At 61.9% G+C, this 17,747-nt stretch carries 19 protein-coding genes and 1 pseudogene; 4 read left to right on the forward strand and 16 right to left on the reverse strand.

Annotated elements, in window-relative coordinates:
- Window positions 1-7: 7 nt before the first annotated feature.
- The 12 genes from FJW04_RS29480 to rpoZ all read right to left on the reverse strand — a co-directional run bounded on the left by FJW04_RS29480 (window position 8) and on the right by rpoZ (window position 10,986).
- Window positions 8-526, reverse strand: coding sequence for a PaaI family thioesterase (locus tag FJW04_RS29480; RefSeq protein WP_140718318.1), 519 nt, complete (start codon window positions 524-526; stop codon window positions 8-10).
- Window positions 523-1,299, reverse strand: a complete 777-nt coding sequence (gene recO, locus FJW04_RS29485) for a DNA repair protein RecO (protein ID WP_140718320.1) — start codon at window positions 1,297-1,299, stop codon at window positions 523-525. The genes FJW04_RS29480 and recO overlap by 4 nt, the downstream gene beginning before the upstream one ends.
- A gap of 133 nt (window positions 1,300-1,432) precedes the next feature.
- A complete protein-coding gene (locus FJW04_RS29490) occupies window positions 1,433-2,593 on the reverse strand; it encodes a porin (RefSeq protein WP_140618485.1) in 1,161 nt (386 codons plus the stop codon).
- A 748-nt stretch (window positions 2,594-3,341) separates the two neighbouring features.
- The gene (era, locus tag FJW04_RS29495) at window positions 3,342-4,262 is read right to left on the reverse strand and encodes a GTPase Era (RefSeq protein WP_015318573.1); all 921 of its coding nucleotides are present in this window, start codon (window positions 4,260-4,262) and stop codon (window positions 3,342-3,344) included.
- Window positions 4,259-4,975, reverse strand: coding sequence for a ribonuclease III (gene rnc, locus FJW04_RS29500; protein WP_140718348.1), 717 nt, complete (start codon window positions 4,973-4,975; stop codon window positions 4,259-4,261). The genes era and rnc overlap by 4 nt, the downstream gene beginning before the upstream one ends.
- The gene (gene lepB / locus FJW04_RS29505; RefSeq protein WP_027144187.1) at window positions 4,975-5,724 is read right to left on the reverse strand and encodes a signal peptidase I; all 750 of its coding nucleotides are present in this window, start codon (window positions 5,722-5,724) and stop codon (window positions 4,975-4,977) included. The genes rnc and lepB overlap by 1 nt, the downstream gene beginning before the upstream one ends.
- 78 nt (window positions 5,725-5,802) lie before the next feature.
- The gene (gene acpS, locus FJW04_RS29510) at window positions 5,803-6,216 is read right to left on the reverse strand and encodes a holo-ACP synthase (RefSeq protein WP_015318576.1); all 414 of its coding nucleotides are present in this window, start codon (window positions 6,214-6,216) and stop codon (window positions 5,803-5,805) included.
- Entirely contained in the window at window positions 6,213-6,812 is a 600-nt protein-coding gene (locus tag FJW04_RS29515; protein ID WP_015318577.1) for a DUF2062 domain-containing protein, read from the reverse strand. Before FJW04_RS29515 ends, acpS begins: the two co-directional genes overlap by 4 nt.
- A 335-nt stretch (window positions 6,813-7,147) precedes the next feature.
- Window positions 7,148-7,528, reverse strand: a complete 381-nt coding sequence (locus FJW04_RS29520) for a VOC family protein (protein WP_015318578.1) — start codon at window positions 7,526-7,528, stop codon at window positions 7,148-7,150.
- 13 nt (window positions 7,529-7,541) lie between these two features.
- Window positions 7,542-8,120, reverse strand: coding sequence for an orotate phosphoribosyltransferase (pyrE, locus tag FJW04_RS29525; RefSeq protein WP_023771628.1), 579 nt, complete (start codon window positions 8,118-8,120; stop codon window positions 7,542-7,544).
- Window positions 8,121-8,144: 24 nt separating this feature from the next.
- Entirely contained in the window at window positions 8,145-10,373 is a 2,229-nt protein-coding gene (locus FJW04_RS29530; protein ID WP_140718322.1) for a bifunctional (p)ppGpp synthetase/guanosine-3',5'-bis(diphosphate) 3'-pyrophosphohydrolase, read from the reverse strand.
- Between the two features lie 211 nt (window positions 10,374-10,584).
- On the reverse strand, window positions 10,585-10,986 hold the full coding sequence (gene rpoZ, locus FJW04_RS29535; RefSeq protein WP_140718324.1) for a DNA-directed RNA polymerase subunit omega: 402 nt from the start codon (window positions 10,984-10,986) through the stop codon (window positions 10,585-10,587).
- A gap of 317 nt (window positions 10,987-11,303) precedes the next feature.
- Here rpoZ and FJW04_RS29540 point away from each other — a divergent pair, with 317 nt between their 5' ends.
- Both FJW04_RS29540 and FJW04_RS29545 read left to right on the forward strand, forming a co-directional pair.
- Window positions 11,304-11,885: an NYN domain-containing protein gene (locus tag FJW04_RS29540; RefSeq protein ID WP_015318582.1), complete on the forward strand. Its 582-nt coding sequence runs from the start codon at window positions 11,304-11,306 to the stop codon at window positions 11,883-11,885.
- 11 nt (window positions 11,886-11,896) lie between these two features.
- Window positions 11,897-12,553 carry a uracil-DNA glycosylase gene (locus FJW04_RS29545; RefSeq protein WP_140663089.1) on the forward strand — a complete coding sequence of 219 codons (657 nt, stop codon included), beginning with the start codon at window positions 11,897-11,899 and terminating at the stop codon, window positions 12,551-12,553.
- A 33-nt stretch (window positions 12,554-12,586) separates the two neighbouring features.
- On the opposite strand, the gene FJW04_RS29550 is transcribed toward FJW04_RS29545, so the two are convergent.
- Window positions 12,587-13,060 (reverse strand): Lrp/AsnC ligand binding domain-containing protein, encoded by a 474-nt coding sequence (locus FJW04_RS29550; RefSeq protein ID WP_015318584.1) that lies wholly within the window; start codon window positions 13,058-13,060, stop codon window positions 12,587-12,589.
- Window positions 13,061-13,206: 146 nt separating this feature from the next.
- On the opposite strand from FJW04_RS29550, the gene FJW04_RS29555 reads away from it, so the two are divergent.
- The gene (locus FJW04_RS29555; protein ID WP_140718326.1) at window positions 13,207-14,130 is read left to right on the forward strand and encodes a DMT family transporter; all 924 of its coding nucleotides are present in this window, start codon (window positions 13,207-13,209) and stop codon (window positions 14,128-14,130) included.
- A gap of 61 nt (window positions 14,131-14,191) precedes the next feature.
- Here FJW04_RS29555 and FJW04_RS29560 read toward each other — a convergent pair whose 3' ends face one another.
- The 3 genes from FJW04_RS29560 to dapA all read right to left on the reverse strand — a co-directional run bounded on the left by FJW04_RS29560 (window position 14,192) and on the right by dapA (window position 16,488).
- Complete coding sequence (locus tag FJW04_RS29560) at window positions 14,192-14,902, reverse strand: GH25 family lysozyme (protein WP_140718328.1); 711 nt, start codon at window positions 14,900-14,902, stop codon at window positions 14,192-14,194.
- Between the two features lie 73 nt (window positions 14,903-14,975).
- Entirely contained in the window at window positions 14,976-15,455 is a 480-nt protein-coding gene (gene smpB / locus FJW04_RS29565; protein ID WP_006202221.1) for an SsrA-binding protein SmpB, read from the reverse strand.
- Window positions 15,456-15,606: 151 nt separating this feature from the next.
- Complete coding sequence (gene dapA, locus FJW04_RS29570; protein ID WP_015318586.1) at window positions 15,607-16,488, reverse strand: 4-hydroxy-tetrahydrodipicolinate synthase; 882 nt, start codon at window positions 16,486-16,488, stop codon at window positions 15,607-15,609.
- 290 nt (window positions 16,489-16,778) lie between these two features.
- On the opposite strand from dapA, the pseudogene FJW04_RS29575 reads away from it, so the two are divergent.
- Window positions 16,779-17,747, forward strand: a pseudogene (locus tag FJW04_RS29575) (lytic transglycosylase domain-containing protein); the annotation flags it as partial.

Raw genomic sequence — 17,747 nt, forward strand, 5'->3', positions numbered from 1 at the left:
TGAAAATTCAACGTGCCGCCAGATTGGCGGCTGGAAATATCGAACATGTCTCGGTACCGAAAGCCAGCAGCTTGCCGCCGGCATCCTTCAGCGTCGCTTCCGAAACGGCAAGCGTGCGGCCCTTGTGAACCACCTTGCCTTCGCAGACAACCTCACCGGTCCTGGGCGTGATTGGCCGCGTCAGGTTCACCTTGAACTCCGCAGTCGTGTAAGCCTCGCCCTTGTCGAGCAGGGTCTGCACCGCGCACGCCAACGCTGAATCGAGCAGCGTCGCCGCCCAGCCGCCGTGAACGCCGCCCAGCGGGTTGAGGTGGCGTTCGTTCGGCACGCCCCGGAACACGGCGCGACCTTCCGATACTTCGGTCAACGCGAAGCTGAGCTGGAAGGAGATCGGTGGTGCCGGGTATTTGCCGTCGACGATTCGCTGCAGCAATTCCAAGCCGGTGTATTTCAGGATGTCGGCATGAGGAATGGTGCCGAGGCCGAGCGGCGAGAGCCGGCCCGGATAGAGTTCGACTTCGCTCATAGGATGATTTCTCTGGCCGCGCACTCTCCAGCGATGGGCTTCTGCATTGCATGGTGCTTGCGCAGTGCGGCCAGAAAGCCGGCGCGTGCATCGGGCTGATCGATGCCACGCGGCTCGTAGACGTGACGGGTGAAGAAGAAGCCGGTCAGGCGGAAGGCGTCCGCGATCGCCGCATGATTGGCGCGCTGGCCGGAGCCGCGCCGCAGGAAGGCGGGCAGCACCAGCATCTTGTCGTGCCACGGCGCCCCGGCTTCACGCGACACCGCGCGCCCAGACTTAGGCGAGACATAGGCCAGATCCTGCCTCGTGCCGGTGGCGGCGCATTGGCTGAGATCAAGGCCAAAGCCGAGTTCATCGAGAATCAGAAGCTCGAAGCGCGCCACCAGTTCGCCGGCGGCATCTGCGTCGTCGAGATGAACGATCATCACCGAAAGCGCCTCGTAGAGGCCACCATGGGCATCGCGCTCGGGCAGCAGGCGCAGATGCGCCGCCATCGTCTGAAGGCCGTAGACGGCAATGGCACTGTCCATCAGCCGGGCGGCGTTCATCTCGATGGCTTCGGCCTGGAAAGTGCCCAGGTGCTCGTCGAGGCGCGCGCGCCACAAGAGATCGACACGATTGCCTGGCTGGAGAACGGGCTGCTGCTTGCGCGAGCGGCCACCGCGCACGAGGCCGAGATGGCGGCCATGGGCGCGCGTCATCACCTCGAGAATGGCGCTGGTTTCGCCATGCCTGCGAGTGCCGAGAATGATTCCCTCGTCGCGCCATTCCATATCAGGAGCTTTTCACCGATCGGGTGGCGAAATCAAGGTATGGGTCTGGCGCCTGTGCCGGCTCTCGCAACGAGGCATAAAAAAGCCGCCCGCAGCAATGTGCTGCGGGCGGTTGGTGAGGTCAGTCGATCCGTTAGAAGTTGCGCTGGAAGCGGACGATGCCGCCGACGCTGTCCTTCTTGTCGGCCTTGGACCAGTTGCCGTAGATGGATGGATTGCCGAAATTGCCGTAGTGATCCCAGTCGACTTCGGTCGTGACCGTGAAGCCCGGGACGATGGTGTATGCGACGTTCGCGGCGAGAGCATAGTTCTTGTCGTCGTCAGCCGAAGCCTGGACGTTGAACGAGGTCTTCTCGTTGAACTTGTAGGTACCGCCGCCCCAGACGGCCCAGTTGCCGCCCCACGGCTTGTACTGGCTGCGGCCATGTACGTCGATGGCATTGTGTGCGTCGTCTGTGAGGTTGTCGTCGGTGCCGTAGCCGCCCATGATGAACAGCGACAGTTCCTTGCTGACGTTGACATCCAGGCGAACCTTGCCGGCCACTTCCTCGTAGTTGCTGTCATAGGCGACAACACCGGTGATCGCGCCCCAGTCGCCCTTGTACTTCAAGCCGCCGACGACATGCGGAACATAGCTGTCGATGGTGTTGACGCCCGTGCCTTCTTCGAGCGAGACCACGCCCGTGAAGCCGCTGCCAGCGTCGAAATAGTACTGGACGACATTGGTGTCCTTGACGCCGTACGGGATGATCGTGTCCTGGATGACGTTGCCCGCGTAACCGATGAACTGGTCGTATGCAGTTTCATCCTTACCGACGCGCAGGCCACCGAGCTGTATCCAGGCGAAGTTGAGGCTGGTGGTTTTGTTGCCGGCCTGCCAGGAGGTCGAGGAGCTTCCATCATAGTCGCCCGAGGAGTTGCCGAACTGGAAGCGGGTCTCGGTGAAGGTCTTCAACGTGCCGAGTTCGGTTTCCTGGCCGGTATACGTCCTCAGCGTGAAGCGCATGTTCTTGTAGTAGGTGTCGTGGTTTCCACCGTCCATGTGATCGCCAACGTTGTTGACGCCATCCAGCGTGCCGGAATCGCCGACGCCGATGTCATAGCGGAGATAGCCGCCGATGCGCAGGCAGGTCTCGGTGCCCGGGATGTAGAAATAGCCGGCGCCGTAGACGTCGCAGATCTTGACGTATTCGGCCGGTTCCGGTTCGGCGACGACAACCGCGTCCGCGGCGCGCGCGCCGGACACCGCGATCAAAGCCGCGGCTGAGCCGAGAAGGAGGCTCTTGATGTTCATTTTCTGACCTCTCCAGTCAAGTTTGAAAAAATGGCTTCTGAATTGTGGCTGGCGATATGTTTTCCCGCCTCACCCCCACAATGAAAAAGGCCCGCACCGCGTCCCCTTTTCGCGGCGAACATACCCACCAATCGTCCACCTTCAATGACAATTCCATAAATGCGCTGGATTCTCGCCACAGATTAAATACGTGTTGCACAAATAACACTAATGAGAGCTTGCTTGAATTTAAAATGGCACAAATGGAACATCGTCATATTTTTGTAATAATTAAGTGTATCCTTCTGCATATACCCAGTTTACTCTATGAATTGCGGTCTTTTAAACTCTAAATCTAAAATAAATTGAGAAATTTGTGATTTCTGTCCTCGTATCGCTGTCGGCGCGAAAACAACACCATCAGCAGATCCAGATCACGGCGCGGAAAGCCGGCCTCAGCACGCGTCGCCGCTTCGTTGGCGGCTTGCCAAGAATCTGAGTTGGTCTCGCGCCAATCGCAGGCCGCATGGTGGAGCCGGCGTTTCGCTTTGGCCTGCTTTCCGCCACCCGGGAGCCGTTCGCGGTTCGCGTAAAACCGCGACGTGCTCTACAGCACGTCGCGGCGAATCGGATTCGCCGACCTGCTGTAAGCTTCTGATTTTGTCGTTGTCCCGGAACCGAGGACGCTTCGGGGCGACATGCATTAGCCTCACGCCCAATGCTTGTGGTCGGCCAGCACCGCGCGATGACGCGCCAGGATTTTTCGGCCTTAGCGGGGGAACTCCAGCCCCATCTCGCGGTAGCGCTCGGGATCATCGCCCCAGTTCTCGCGCACTTTCACGAACAGGAACAGGTGCACCTTCTGTTCCAGTATGCCTGATATTTCCATCCGCGCGGCCTGCCCGATGGCGCGGATGGTCTCGCCCTTGTGGCCGAGCACGATCTTTTTCTGGCTGTCGCGCTCGACAAAGATGGTCTGGTCGATGCGCACCGAGCCGTCCTTTTTCTCTTCCCATTTCTCAGTTTCGATGTGCGAGGAATAGGGCAATTCCTGATGCAGCCTGAGATAGAGTTTTTCGCGGGTGATCTCGGCCGCCAGCTGGCGCATCGGCAGGTCCGAAATCTGGTCCTCCGGATAATACCAGGGGCCGGCCGGCAGCGCCTGCGCCAGATAGTCGAGGAGGTCCTTGCAGCCGGAACCGGTCAGCGCGGAGACCATGAAGGTGCGCTGGAACGGCACTTTCTCGTTCGCTGCGGCAGACAGGGCCAGCAACGCCTCGTGCTTGACCCGATCGACCTTGTTGAGAATCAGCACCATCGGTTGGCGCACGTCCTTCAGCCGTTCGAGGATGGCATCAGCATCGCCCCTGATGCCGCGCTCGGCGTCGATCAGCAGCAGCACGATGTCGGCGTCCTTGGCGCCTCCCCAGGCGGTGGTCACCATCGCGGTGTCGAGCCGCCGCTTGGGCTTGAAGATGCCCGGTGTGTCGACAAAGACGATCTGCGCGTTGTCGTGCGTGGCGATGCCGCGCACGATGGCGCGTGTCGTCTGCACCTTATGGGTGACGATCGAGACCTTGGCGCCGACCAGCTGGTTGACCAGTGTCGACTTGCCCGCGTTAGGCGCGCCGATCAGCGCGACGAAGCCGGAGTGCGTGACGGGAGCGGCTGCGGTGTCTTCGGCGGTCATGCCGCGCTCCCTTTATTGGCCCACACGCCTTCGCGCACGAGAAATGCCGAAGCCGCCGCTTCTTCGGCCGCCCTGCGGGAGCCGCCGGTACCGATGGAAGGTGCAAAGCCGCTAACCTGCAAAGAAATAGTGAAGACCGGCTGATGGTCGGGCCCTTCGCGTTTTTCGATCACATATTCGGGGCGCGCGTCACTCGTCTTGGCAATCCATTCCTGCAAATCGGATTTCGGATTACGTGGCTTCGTCACAACCGTGCTCGAACGTGGCTCCCAATAACGCAGAACGAACCGCCGCGCGGCGTCGATACCACCATCGAGATAAACTGCCGCGATTAGGGCTTCGACGGCATCAGCCAGATAATTTCCGCCGGAGCCGCGCGATCGCGTCTTCAAGGCGGCGTCGGCCCGGACCAGATTCTCCAGCTGCATCTCGATGCCGACTTCCGAGCATGTCTTTGCATCGACCAGCGCATTGAAACGGGGCGCGATTTCACCTTCCGGTGCATCAGGGAATTTCTCGAAAAGCATATCGGCGACGACAAGACCAAGCACGCGGTCGCCAAGGAATTCAAGACGCTGATTGTTGCTTGCCGCCTTGACCGCGCTGGAATGCGTCAAGGCGGTCTCAAGTAAGCGGATGTCCCTGAAAACATGGCCGGTCCTGGCCATCACCAAACCGGCCAGAGTCTCGCCTGTCGGGCGCTTCAAGGCCATCAGTTGACGAAGTGGAACAGGCGCGAAGCGCGCATCAGCGACGGCCATTTCCAGATTTCGAGCGGGCTAGCCTTGCCGGCGATCGAGAAGAAGACAAGGTTGGCGCGGCCGACCAGGTTCTCGGCCGGAACATAACCGACGGTGAAACGGCTGTCGGCGGAATTGTCCCTGTTGTCGCCCATCATGAAATAGTGGCCGGGGGGCACGTCGAATTCGCGGGTGTTGTCGCCAATCGAGTTCGGCGACAGGTCGAGCGTGTCGTAGCTGACACCATCGGGCAGCGTCTCGCGATAGACGTCGATCGGATAATCCTTTTCCGTGATGTCGGGATTGTCGATCTGGCCGGTCTTGACGCGCGGCACGCCAACGCCATTGATGAAGACTTGGCCATCCTTCATCTGGATCTTGTCGCCGGGCAGGCCGATGACGCGCTTGATGTAGTCGACGGACGGATCAGGCGGGAACTTGAACACCACCACGTCGCCACGCTTGGGCTCGGAGCCCCAGATGCGGCCCGAGAAAATGTCCGGTCCAAAAGGCAGCGAATAGCGTGAATAGCCGTAGGACCATTTGGTGACGAACAGATAGTCGCCTTCCAGAAGCGTCGGCCGCATCGAGCCCGACGGGATCGAGAACGGTTGGAACAGCAGCGTGCGAATGACCAGGGCGAGCAAAAGCGCCTGGACGATGACGCTGACGGTTTCGCCAAGCCCACCGGATTTCTTCTGAGATTTTTCAGCCACGCTCATGTCGTCCTCGATTGTGCGTTGGATGGTATAGAGTCTCGGCGCGCGCTGGGCAACGTCCATGCCGGTCGTCAGATGCAATCAATGTGGCGCTTCTTCGACCGGTAACGCCTCTATGATCACAAAGGCTTGAGCGAGCGGGAAATCATCCGTGATGGTGAGGTGGATCGCCGCCCGATGACCTTGAGGCAGGATCTTTTCCAGCCGCGCCAGCGCCCCGCCGGTCAGCGCCATCGTCGGCGCACCGCTGGGCAGGTTGACGACACCCATGTCACGCCAGAAGACCCCTTGTGCCAGACCAGTGCCCAGTGCCTTGGCGCACGCCTCCTTGGCGGCAAAGCGCTTGGCGTAGGAAGCTGCGCGGGCGCGCCGGTTCTCCGAACGCGCCTGTTCCACCTCGGTGTAGATCCTCTGGATGAAGCGCTGGCCGTGACGCTCAAGCGATTTCTCGATGCGTGTGATGTCGATCAGGTCGCTGCCGATGCCGATGATCATTGGGCGGCGGAACCGACGCTTCCGCCGGGATGAGGCGAATGCTCACGGCGTCTCGCGCGCTCGGCCAGCCGCTTGCGCCGCTGTTCGCGGAAGACATTCATGCCCCAGCGCGTGATGCCGTAGAACACCAGGCCGAACACCAGCCCGAGCGGCACCGCGCCGATCAGCATCGGCTCCAGGACGGGATGCCATAGTTTGGCGAAGGACAGCGTGTGCAGCATCTCGCCCAGATGCGCCGGCGGACCGTGTGTCGGCAGGCGATCGTGCAGGATGAGCTTGCCGGTTTCCCAGGATGCGCCCCACAAGAGCGGAAAAGTCAGCGGATTGCCGAAGAATACGGCTCCCAGAGCGGCGGCCACCAGATTGCCGGCGATCACCCAACACAGAACGGCGGCAATGATGAAGTGGAAACCGACGGGGAAGAACGAAGCAAAGACACCCGCGGCGACGCCGGCCGCCACCGCATGCGGGGTGGCCTTCAGCCGCAGAATGCGCTTGGAGAAATATTGAAGCGAGCGCGAAAACGAACGGCGCGGCCACAGATAGGTACGCACCCGCTCGAAAAGGCCATCAGGCTTGCGGCGACGAAAAAGCACTCTCTTCCTATTCCCGACAGTTCACAGCTTACACGCCGGCTGTTTCCAGCCAGGCTGCGACCGCCACATCTTGCGCTTTACGGTCGCCAGAAGGCAATCGCGACTTTGATATAGCCATCCGCAAGCCCAACAACAACCGAAGGCCGTACGCTCAGCGTCCGCAGCGCCAGATTTTTGGTCAGATCCATCTTCTCCACATCGGACAATCGCGGCGAATTTGAGAAGTGGTTTCGGCTAATTGTCGCAGCCGGATGACCGATTTGCGGCCAGGGGTTCCGGCCGGCTTCGACAAGGTCACCATCCGGGGCCGAGACGATATCCTTCCGGCGCGGTGCCTACTTCAGATATTCGCTGACCTCGACCAGATTGTCGTCGGGATCGCGGAAATAGACCGACATCATAGGTCCTCGCGCGCCGATGCGCTCAACCGGACCGACTTCGATGGCAACGCCGTCGGCCGCGAGGCCGGCCTGGATTTCGGCGAGAGGCACCGCCGACACTAGGCAGAAATCGCCAGAACCCGGCGTCGGCGTCCTCGCCTTTGGCTCGAAAGTGCGGCCGACTTCGTGCAGGTTGATCTTCTGCGAACCGAACAGAAGCGCTGTCGGCCGGTTCGGCTGATCCAGGCGCCGCATGCCAAGCACGCGCCGGTAGAAGTCGCAGGTCGCTTCAACCGAGCGGACCGTCAGCACGAAATGGTCGATGCCGGCGATCATTTCGACCTCCTCGTCAGATGTTGCGGCTGCCCGGCTTGATGGCCGGGATGGCGGCAAGCTCCGGCGGCAACCTGTCCGGCGGGTAGGCTGGAACTTCATATTCGGCAAGCGCGATCAACGGCACACCGACATGGGTCTTGCCGGCCGAACGGTCGATGATGCAGGCGGCCGCGACCACCTCTGCGCCAACGTCGCGCAGGCAATCAATGGTTTCGCGGATCGACAGACCGGTGGTGACGATGTCCTCGACGATGACGACGCGGGCGCCTCGATCGATCTCGAAGCGGCGCAGGCGGAACTCGCCCCCTTCCCGCTCCACCCAGATCGCCGGCACGCCAAGGTGGCGCGAGGTTTCGTATGCCGGGATCAGGCCGCCGATCGCCGGCCCGACGACATAGTCGATCTTGCCTGGCACGGCGGCGCGGATCTTCTTGGCCAGCGCCTTGCACAGCCGCTCGGTCTTGTCGGCATGCATGAAGACGCGTGCCTTCTGCAGGAAAACTGGACTGCGCAGGCCCGACGTCAGGATAAAATGACCCTCCAGAACAGCGCCAGCCTCACGGAATATGTCCAGCACTTCGTCGGTATTCATCTCGTCCCCCATGGTCGGCTATCGCTAGCCATTGACGCGCCGCGCATCGCTGACGCTCGAATTGTCCTTGAGCTGCGACAGCAGCCGGTTGAGATGCTTCAGGTCCCAGACTTCGAGGTCGATCAGCATTTCGGTGAAATCGGGCGCGGTGCGCACCATCGACAGCGTATGGATGTTGGCGTCGTTGGAGGCAACGACCTGGGCGATATCGGCAAGCGAACCCGGCGCGTTGATGGCGGTGACCGAGACGCGCGCGGGGAACCGTTCCTTGGTGCGCTCGTCGATGTCCCAGCGCACGTCGATCCAGCGCTCCGGCTGATCGTCGAAGGCCTGCAGCGCCGGAGACTGGATCGGGTAGATGGTGATGCCGGTGCCCGGCTGGACGATGCCGACGATACGATCGCCAGGGACCGCGCCTTCCGGCGCGAAGCGCACCGGCAGGTCGCCGCGCACGCCGCGGATCGGCACGGCGCCGGCGCCTGGCTGGTCCTTGTCCTTGCGCGCGGCCCGGCCAGGTATCTGGAACAGCATGCCTGCGGCGTTGCGGATCTTCGACCAGCCCTCCTCGCGCTGCTTGGGCGCTGCCGGCGTGACGCGCTCGTCCTTGTAGTCGGGGAACACCGCCTTCATGACATCGGTTGAGGCCAGTTCGCCGCGCCCCACGGATGCCAGCACATCCTCGATGTCCTTGCGTGCCAGCCTGTGCAGCACGGGCTTCAGGCTTTCCTTGGTGAAGGTCTTGCCGGCTCGTTCGAAGGCACGCTCCAGGATACGCGCGCCAAGGCCAGAATACTGCTTGCGGATCGCATTCTTGGTGGCGCGGCGGATGGCGGCGCGCGCCTTGCCGGTGACGACGACCGATTCCCATGCGGCTGGTGGCACCTGCGCTTTGGAGCGGATGATCTCGACCTCGTCGCCATTCTTCAGTTCCGTCATCAGCGGCATGATGCGGCCATTGACCTTGGCGCCGACGCAGGTATCGCCGACATCGGTGTGGACCGCATAGGCGAAATCGATCGGCGTGGCGCCGCGCGGCAAGGCAATCAGCATGCCTTTCGGCGTGAAGCAGAACACCTGGTCCTGGAACAGCTCCAGCTTGGTGTTCTCGAGAAAATCCTCGGGATTGTCGCCCTCGGCCAACTGCTCGATGGTACGGCGCAGCCAAGCGTAGGCGTTGGTCTCCTTCGAGATCGCATGGCCGGCGCCGTTCGTCTTGCCGCCGGTGTCCTTGTAGATCGAATGGGCGGCGACGCCGTATTCGGCGATCTTGTTCATCTCGCGGGTGCGGATCTGCAGTTCGACGCGCTGGCGCGAAGGCCCGACGATGGTGGTGTGGATCGAACGGTAGTCGTTCTGCTTCGGGGTCGAGATGTAATCCTTGAAACGGCCGGGCACCATCGACCAAGTGGTGTGGATGGCACCCAGCGCGCGATAGCAGTCCTCGACGCTGTCAACGACAACACGGAAGCCGAAAATGTCGGACAGCTGCTCGAAGGACAGCGCCTTGGCCTCCATCTTGCGGAACACCGACCAAGGCTTCTTCTGCCGGCTCTTCACGCCGGCGTTGATGGCGTGCTTTTCAAACAGGGCCGACAGCGCCTTTTCAATGTCGGTCAGCACGCCCTTGTTGCGCTCGAATATCTCGGCGAGCCGCGCGGTGACGGCCCGGTAGGCTTCCGGATTGATGAAGCGGAAGGCGATCTCTTCCAGCTCCTCGCGCATGCCTTGCATGCCCATGCGCCCGGCCAGCGGCGCGTAGATATCCATCGTCTCCTCGGCGATGCGCAGGCGTTTGGCCTCGGGCATGTGATCGAGGGTGCGCATGTTGTGCAAACGGTCGGCGAGCTTGACCAGCAGCACGCGAACATCTTCCGAGATCGCCAGCAAAAGCTTGCGCAGGTTCTCCGCCTGCTCGGCCTTCTTGGAGACGAGGTCGAGCTTCTTGAGCTTGGTCAGGCCCTCGACCAGCTTGCCCATTTCGGGGCCGAACAGATCGTCGATCTCGGCCCGCGTCGCCGTCGTGTCCTCGATGGTATCGTGCAGCAGGGCGACGGCGATGGTCGCCTCGTCCATGTGCATCTCGGTGAGGATGGCGGCGACTTCGAGCGGATGCGAGAAATAGGGATCGCCGGAAGCGCGCTTCTGGTGACCATGCTTCTGCATGGCGTAGACATAGGCCTTGTTGAGCAACGCCTCGTTGACGTCAGGCTTGTAGCGCTGGACGCGCTCGACAAGCTCATACTGACGCATCATGGGCTAAATCTCTCGGCGATGAAATGAATCATGCGCCGCACTGTTGTACGGCGCATGCCGGTACCAACTGTCGCAAATACCAGATTCACGCATTATGCCAAGTGCGGCCAAAGCTGCATCTGGTATTTGCGACAGTTGGTACTAGATAGCCACGAAACCGCCGGGACGGAAGTGCCGGAAGATTGTTCCAGCGACCGCCGGAACGGAGGGCTTAGTAGTCGTCGCTCTTTTCCGGGGGCACCAGGCCTTCGATGCCAGCCAGGAGATCTTCCTCGGTCATCCGGTCGAAGGTGACGTTCTCCTCGGCGTGGTCGGCTTCGGCGGCCGCAACAGCGCCGCCGGTCTGATCGGCGATCACTTCGCCATCGGCTTCGGGCTCGTCGACCTCGACATGCTTCTGCAGCGAATGGATCAGATCTTCCTTGAGATCATCGGGCGACAGCGTCTCGTCGGCGATCTCGCGCAGTGCGATGACGGGGTTCTTGTCGTTGTCGCGCGGGACGGTGATCTGCGCGCCCTGGCTGATCTGACGGGCGCGGTGGCCGGCCAGAAGCACCAGCTCGAAGCGGTTGTCGACCTTGTCGATGCAATCTTCAACGGTTACGCGGGCCATGGACTGCCCCTTTCATGCCTGGATTTGATGGAAAACAGGCGCGGTCCATAACCCGAACGGCGCCAAAATACAAGCATCATGGCAATGCGGGCCCACAGGGCACTCAATCTCAATATCGAACTCCCGATCTAGCAAAGCAGCCGGGTCCAGGGTTCGGCGCCACGATCACAATTGCTTGCAGTGCGCCACATGCCCTTGGATTGCCACCAAACTGGCGTTATCTCGATTGGTCCAAGGTCGGCCGGTTATTAGAGCCTGACCGATAGTCGCTACCGCATTTCGTTTAGACGGCCGTTTTTTCGAAAAGGATTATTTCCATGTTCGACCCTCGTGAAAAAATCGCCCTGTTCATCGACGGCGCCAATCTCTACGCCACATCGCGCGCGCTCGGGTTCGACATCGACTATCGCAAGCTCCTGGCGAGCTTCCACAAGCGCGGTTACCTGTTGCGCGCCTATTATTACACCGCGCTGGTGGAGGACCAGGAATACTCCTCGATCCGGCCACTGATCGACTGGCTCGACTATAACGGGTTCAAGGTGGTCACCAAGCCGGCCAAGGAATTCACCGACTCGACGGGCCGCCGCAAGATCAAGGGCAACATGGACATCGAGCTTACCGTCGATGCCCTGGAACTCGCCGATGTCGTCGACCACTATGTCATATTCTCCGGAGACGGTGATTTCCGAACGCTGGTCGAAGCGCTGCAACGGCGTGGCCGCAAGGTGTCGATCGTCTCGACCATGGCCTCGCAACCTCCGATGATCTCAGACGACCTGCGCCGGCAGGCCGACCATTTCATCGACCTGGCGACGCTGAAGAACGAAGTCGGCCGCGATCCCTCCGAACGACCGGCACGGCGGCCCGAACCGGCTGAAGTCGACGAGGACGACTACTGAGGCCGGTCGACTTGACCGCCCCTTCGCTTTCCGAACCCAGCCGCGATTGCCCGCTCTGCCCGCGGCTGCATGATTTCATCGCCGAATGGCGGCAGCGCGAGCCGTCATGGTTCAACGCGCCGGTGCCGACCTTCCTGCCACTGGGCGGCGAAGATACCGTCCAGCTTCTGATCGTTGGTCTGGCGCCTGGCCTGCGCGGCGCCAACCGCACCGGGCGCCCCTTTACCGGCGACTATGCCGGCGACCTGCTCTATTCGACACTGATTGCCCACAACTTCGCACGCGGCGAGTTCAAGGCGCGGCCCGATGATGGGCTGGAACTCCTCGGCACGGCGATCACCAACGCGGTGCGCTGCGTGCCGCCGGAGAACAAGCCGGTCGGTGCCGAGATCGCTACCTGCCGGACATTCCTGGTGCCGACGATCGCTCGCTTTCCCAACCTGCGCGCCGTGCTGGCGCTGGGATCGATCGCGCACCAGTCGACCGTGCGGGCACTGGGCGGGCGCGTCGCCGCCTATCCGTTCAAACATGGCGGCCAGTTGGAAGCCGGCGGCATCATGCTGTTTTCGAGCTACCATTGCTCGCGCTACAACACCAATACCGGTGTGTTGACCGAAGACATGTTCGTCAGGGTATTTGGCGAGATCGCGGCATTCCTGAAGAACTGAGCTCTCGGATACCGCGCGGTCTGCGGTGCCTGCTCACACCGGCAGCAAGGCATCCGGCTTCACGTCGCCGATCGAGGCATAGGTATGTGTCTCCTTCACCCCCGGCAGCGGCAGGATGACGCGTTTGAGAAAGTCCTGATAGTCGGCCATCTCGGCAATGCGGGCCTTCACGAGATAGTCGAAGCCGCCGACGACCATGTGGCATTCCAGAACCTCGGGCGCCTTTGCCACCGCCTCGGCGAAGCGGTCAAAGATATGCGGGGCCGCGTGATCGAGCCGCACCTCGATGAAGACAAGCATGCCGCGGCCAATCTTTGCCGGATTGAGCACCGCCCTGACGGCGGTGATGAACCCGTCGCGAAACAGGCGTTTCACGCGCTGGCTGGCCCCGGTTGGTGACAGGCCGACGCGCGCTGCCAGGTCGAGCGTGGTGCGGCGCCCATCTTCCTGCAGCAGTCGCAGAAGACTGCGGTCGACGGCGTCCAGGTCAACTGGTTCAGGATTCACGTTCAAGCCCTCCTATTTGCGTGAATTACACTTCAAATTCTAAAAAACAGCGTATTTTGTCGCGATCATTTCGACCATAGGCTGCGCTTCATCGCAAGGTCGAGGGCTGTCTCCTCCTGGCGACATGAACATGCGGCGGAACTGACATGGCGGACGGACGAGACACGGGAGACACAAGACTGGCGGTGATCGCCGGCCTTGTCATGATCGCCATCTATGCAGCGCAGTTCGTCGCCGCCCGCTTCAGCCTCAGGGAGCATCTGACGGCCACCGACATGGCCAGCCTGCGCTTTGCCGGTGCCGGCGCGGTGTTCCTGCCGATCGTCTGGAGGCGCGGCCTGGCGACCATGAAGGCGCTGGGCTGGCGGCGTGGACTGACGTTGGCTGCACTGGCCGGATTGCCCTATCCGCTGATCATCAACTGGGGTCTAACCCACGCGCCCGCCGCCCATGCCGCGGCGCTCTGCCCGGCCTCGATCGTGTTCTTCTCGTTCCTATTGTCGCTGTTCAGGGAAAGCGCGTCGCGTCGGCGGATCATTGGCGTCGTCACGATCATCGCCGGCTTGTTGCTGTTCATAGCGCCGGCGCGCACCGGCGCCAGCGATGTCCTGTTCGGGGACCTGCTGTTTATCGGATCGGGCGCGATGTTTTCCACATATGCCGTTCTTGTGCAGCGATGGCGTGTCGACCCGGTCACGGCGACCGCGAGCGTCGTGCTTTTGTCCTGCCTGCCGCTGCCACTTCTTTATGTCTTGGCGCCAAGCGGCCTCCATGCCGCCGCAGGCGCCGAAATCGCCAGCCAGATCGTCATTCAAGGTCTTCTCGCGGGCGCTGCCGCAATGTTCCTCTACACTTACATTGTTGACCGATTGGGCTCACAGGCTGCATCATTGTTCCTGCCGGGTGTGCCGGTCGCCACCGTGATGGTCGGCATGGTCGTGCTTGGCGAGACCCCGCTGGCTATTCAATGCGTGGCCATCGCCATCATGGCCGCCGGAATGGGTTATTCGGCGATGGGTCGACGCAGCACCAGGGAAAGTCTGGCTGTCTCGACATCAGCTGGATCGTGAATGGTTTGGGGGCATGGCAGGCTGCCGAAGAACGGGACCGGCATCGGATCGGGCCTGTTCATCAAGGTGTGGAGGCGAGCAGCGCCGCCAACTTCTCCGGCCCGCCCTGCAAAATGTTCAGATCGACGTCCCCCTCGATGCCGTTCACGCGCCCCCTATTGTGGTACTGCCAGTAGATCCAGTCAGGGCGGTCCGGTTCCATGAGCAGTGAGCGTAGCCAGAGTGGGCGAGCGGCGATTTGCCCGGCATAAGCGGCCTCGGCTTCATCCGTAAGATAGACGATCGCCGGCTTGCCGAATGCCGCCTCGACAGGTCCGAGGAAGGCGTGGAGTTCGGCATTCAACTGTTCGGGCGACGGGCGCCGCGGACAGTTGCCGCCGAACTCGATGTCGACCACGGGCGGCAGCAGCGGCTGATCGTGCGGCACCACCGAGATGAAATTCCTCGCCTGGTCGGCGCCCGGCCGGCAGAAGGTGAAGAAATGATAGGCGCCGACGGCGAGTCCGGCGGCGCGGGCCTCGCGCAGATTGCCGGCGAAGGCGTCGTCGACATGGTCGCCGCCTTCAGTCGCCTTGATGACGACGAAAGCCACATCATCGGCGGCAACACGCCGCCAGTCGATCCGGCCCTGATGATGGGAGACGTCGATGCCTCTGACCGGATATCGGTCGCGGTCGGGAGAGTAGGTGCGGAAATAGGCCACTCCCCCCACAGCGATGACACATGCCAGAGCAAGACTGGCCGCGCCCCAGAGAACAATCCGCTTCTTCAAGACCACCCCTGTTGGACTTGCCGGTTGTTCGGCGTTGAAAACCAGACCGTTGGCTTTGCAGGCTATCTCCCGATCACCCGCGCTCCTTCAGCAGCCGGCCTTTTTCGCGCGACCAGTCGCGTTGCTTTTCGGTCTCGCGCTTGTCGTGCAGTTTCTTGCCGCGGCCGACGGCAAGCAGCAGCTTGGCGCGTCCCTGGTCGTTGAAATAGATTTTCAGCGGCACCAGCGTCATGCCTTCGCGGTCCACGCTCTGCGACAGCTTGGCCATTTCGCGCTTGTTGAGCAGCAGTTTGCGGCGGCGGCGCGGCTCGTGGTTGAAGCGGTTGGCCTGCAGATATTCGGGCAGATAGGAATTGATCAGCCAGATCTCGCCGCCTTCGACCGAGGCATAGCTGTCCTGGATGTTGGCCTGGCCCTGACGCAGCGACTTGACCTCGGTTCCGGTCAGCACAAGGCCGGCCTCGATCGTGTCGAGCACCTCATAGGAAAACCGCGCCTTGCGGTTTTCGGCAACGGTCTTGTTGTTGGGATCGGCTTTTCTGACTTGGTTCATGAGGTCTAGAGTCCGTTTCGAAACTCGCTCCCGCGAGTCAGATGATGGTGCTACCGAGAACCGGAGCGGAGCGTACATATAGTACGGGAACACCGGAAGCGCAGGTGGCGCCTTCAGATGACCGCGGGAGCAGACTTCCCAAACGGGCTCGCTAATTGATCAAGCCGGCGTGCTTCATGGCCGCATCGATCCTCTCGGCCGTTGCCGGCTCGACAGTCACCAGCGGCGAACGCAGCACGTTCTCGACCTTGCCCAGCTTCGACAGTGCATATTTCGCGCCGGATACGCCGGGCTCGATAAAGATCGCCTTGTGCAGCGGCAAGAGACGGTCCTGCAGCTCCAGCGCCTTCGCACTGTCGCCCGAAAGCGTTGCTTCCTGGAATTCGGCGCAGAGCCGCGGCGCGACGTTCGAGGTCACTGAGATGCAGCCGACACCACCATGCGCGTTGAAACCGAGCGCGGAAGCGTCCTCACCCGAAAGCTGGATAAAATCCTTGCCACAGGTCATGCGCTGCTCCGACACGCGCTCGACCTTGCCGGTGGCGTCCTTGACGCCGACGATGTTCTTGAAGTCGTGCGCCAGCCGGCCCATCGTCTCCGGCATCATGTCGATGACCGAGCGCGGCGGGATGTTGTAGATGATGATCGGCAGCTTGGTCGCCCGGGCGACAGCGGCAAAATGCTCGTAGAGGCCGCGCTGTGTCGGCTTGTTGTAATAGGGCGTTACGACCAGGGCAGCATCGGCGCCGGCCTTTTCGGCATACTGCACGAGCCCGACGGCTTCCTCGGTGTTGTTGGAACCGGCACCGGCAACCACCGGGGCGCGGCCCTTGGCCACCTCGATGCAGATCTTGACGACGTGGCGATGCTCGTCATGCGACAGCGTAGGCGACTCGCCCGTTGTGCCGACAGGAACCAGGCCTGTCGTGCCCTCGCCAAGCTGCCAGTCGACGAACGCGCGAAAGGCTTTCTCGTCGAAACGCCCGCTCTTTTCGAACGGTGTCACGAGCGCGGTAAGCGAGCCTCTCAGCATGTCGTCCAACTCCTTGGGACTTCTCGGTTCACGCATGTCGCTGTCCCAAAACCGGTATCCACTTTGGGCGCCATGCATCGGTGTTTCGTGGTGCGCGCCTTCTAACCGAAAGCGAAGCCGCGCACCATAGTCTCGACATTGTTGCGCGGCAAGCATTGCCATGGTGCCAGCAAGCGTAATTCGAACGGCCTCGATAACCCTTTGTTTACGAGCCCTTCACGACCTAAGTTTAGGCTTCAAGGCTTCTTCGCCCGCTGGTAAAATGCTGGATTAAGGAAAGACACGCGATCATGCCGACCAGTCGGCCCCATCTCTTCGCGCTGCTTGGCGCCGTCGCCGCGCTGATGCCCGGCGTGGCGATCAGCGGCAGCGTCGATGTGCGGGTCACCTCGGCCATCCCGGTGCCTGGTGTACAGGACAAGGCGCAACAGGCCCCCTCACCCAGCGTTGCACAGTTGAAAAGTGGGCTGGATGCGCTGGCGGCCGGCGATATTGCCGGCGCGCGCGGCGTGCGTGATGCACTGCCCGCACAATCGCTCGACCAGCACATATTGGCTTGGGCGATCGCGCTTTACGGCGGAGACAAGGTTCCAAGCGGCGACATCGCGGCGGCCGCGAAGATGCTGCCCAACTGGCCGGGCACCGTTACCCTGCGCAAGAACAGCGAGCGCGCGCTCTACCGCGAAAACCCGGCGGCGGATGTCGTCGTCAAGGCATTCGACGGCAGCCAGCCGCAGACATTCGAAGGCGTGATGGTTCTCGCGCGCGCCTATGTGTCGTCCGGCAACGCCAAGGCGGCGCGATCGGTGCTGTCGCCGTTCTGGCGCACCGCGATCCTGGAAGCCAAGGACGAGACGGCTCTGATCAAGGAGTTCGGCAGCCTTGTTCCTGCCGCCGACCACCGTTTTCGCATGGAGCGCATGTTCTATGCCGACCGGGTGAATTCCGCCTTGCGTGTCGCCGGCCTCGCCGGCGCCCAGCAGCTTGCCGACGCCTGGGCGGCGGCCGACAGGGGCGACAAGAATGCCGCCAAACTGCTGAAGGCCGTGCCGGCGGCGCAGCGTTCGGCCGGCTATTTCTTCGCGCAGGCCGAGTATCTGCGCAAGCAGCAGGATTTTGCGGGCGCCGCGGCGGTTGTCATGAAGGCGCCGGCGGACCGTGACTCCCTGGTCGATCCGGATGCCTGGTGGGTCGAACGCCGGGTGCTGTCGCGCGAACTGGTCGACCAGGGCGACATGAAGACGGCATACAAGATAGTC

Source organism: Mesorhizobium sp. B2-7-3 (assembly GCF_006440715.1).
GTDB lineage: Bacteria > Pseudomonadota > Alphaproteobacteria > Rhizobiales > Rhizobiaceae > Mesorhizobium > Mesorhizobium australicum.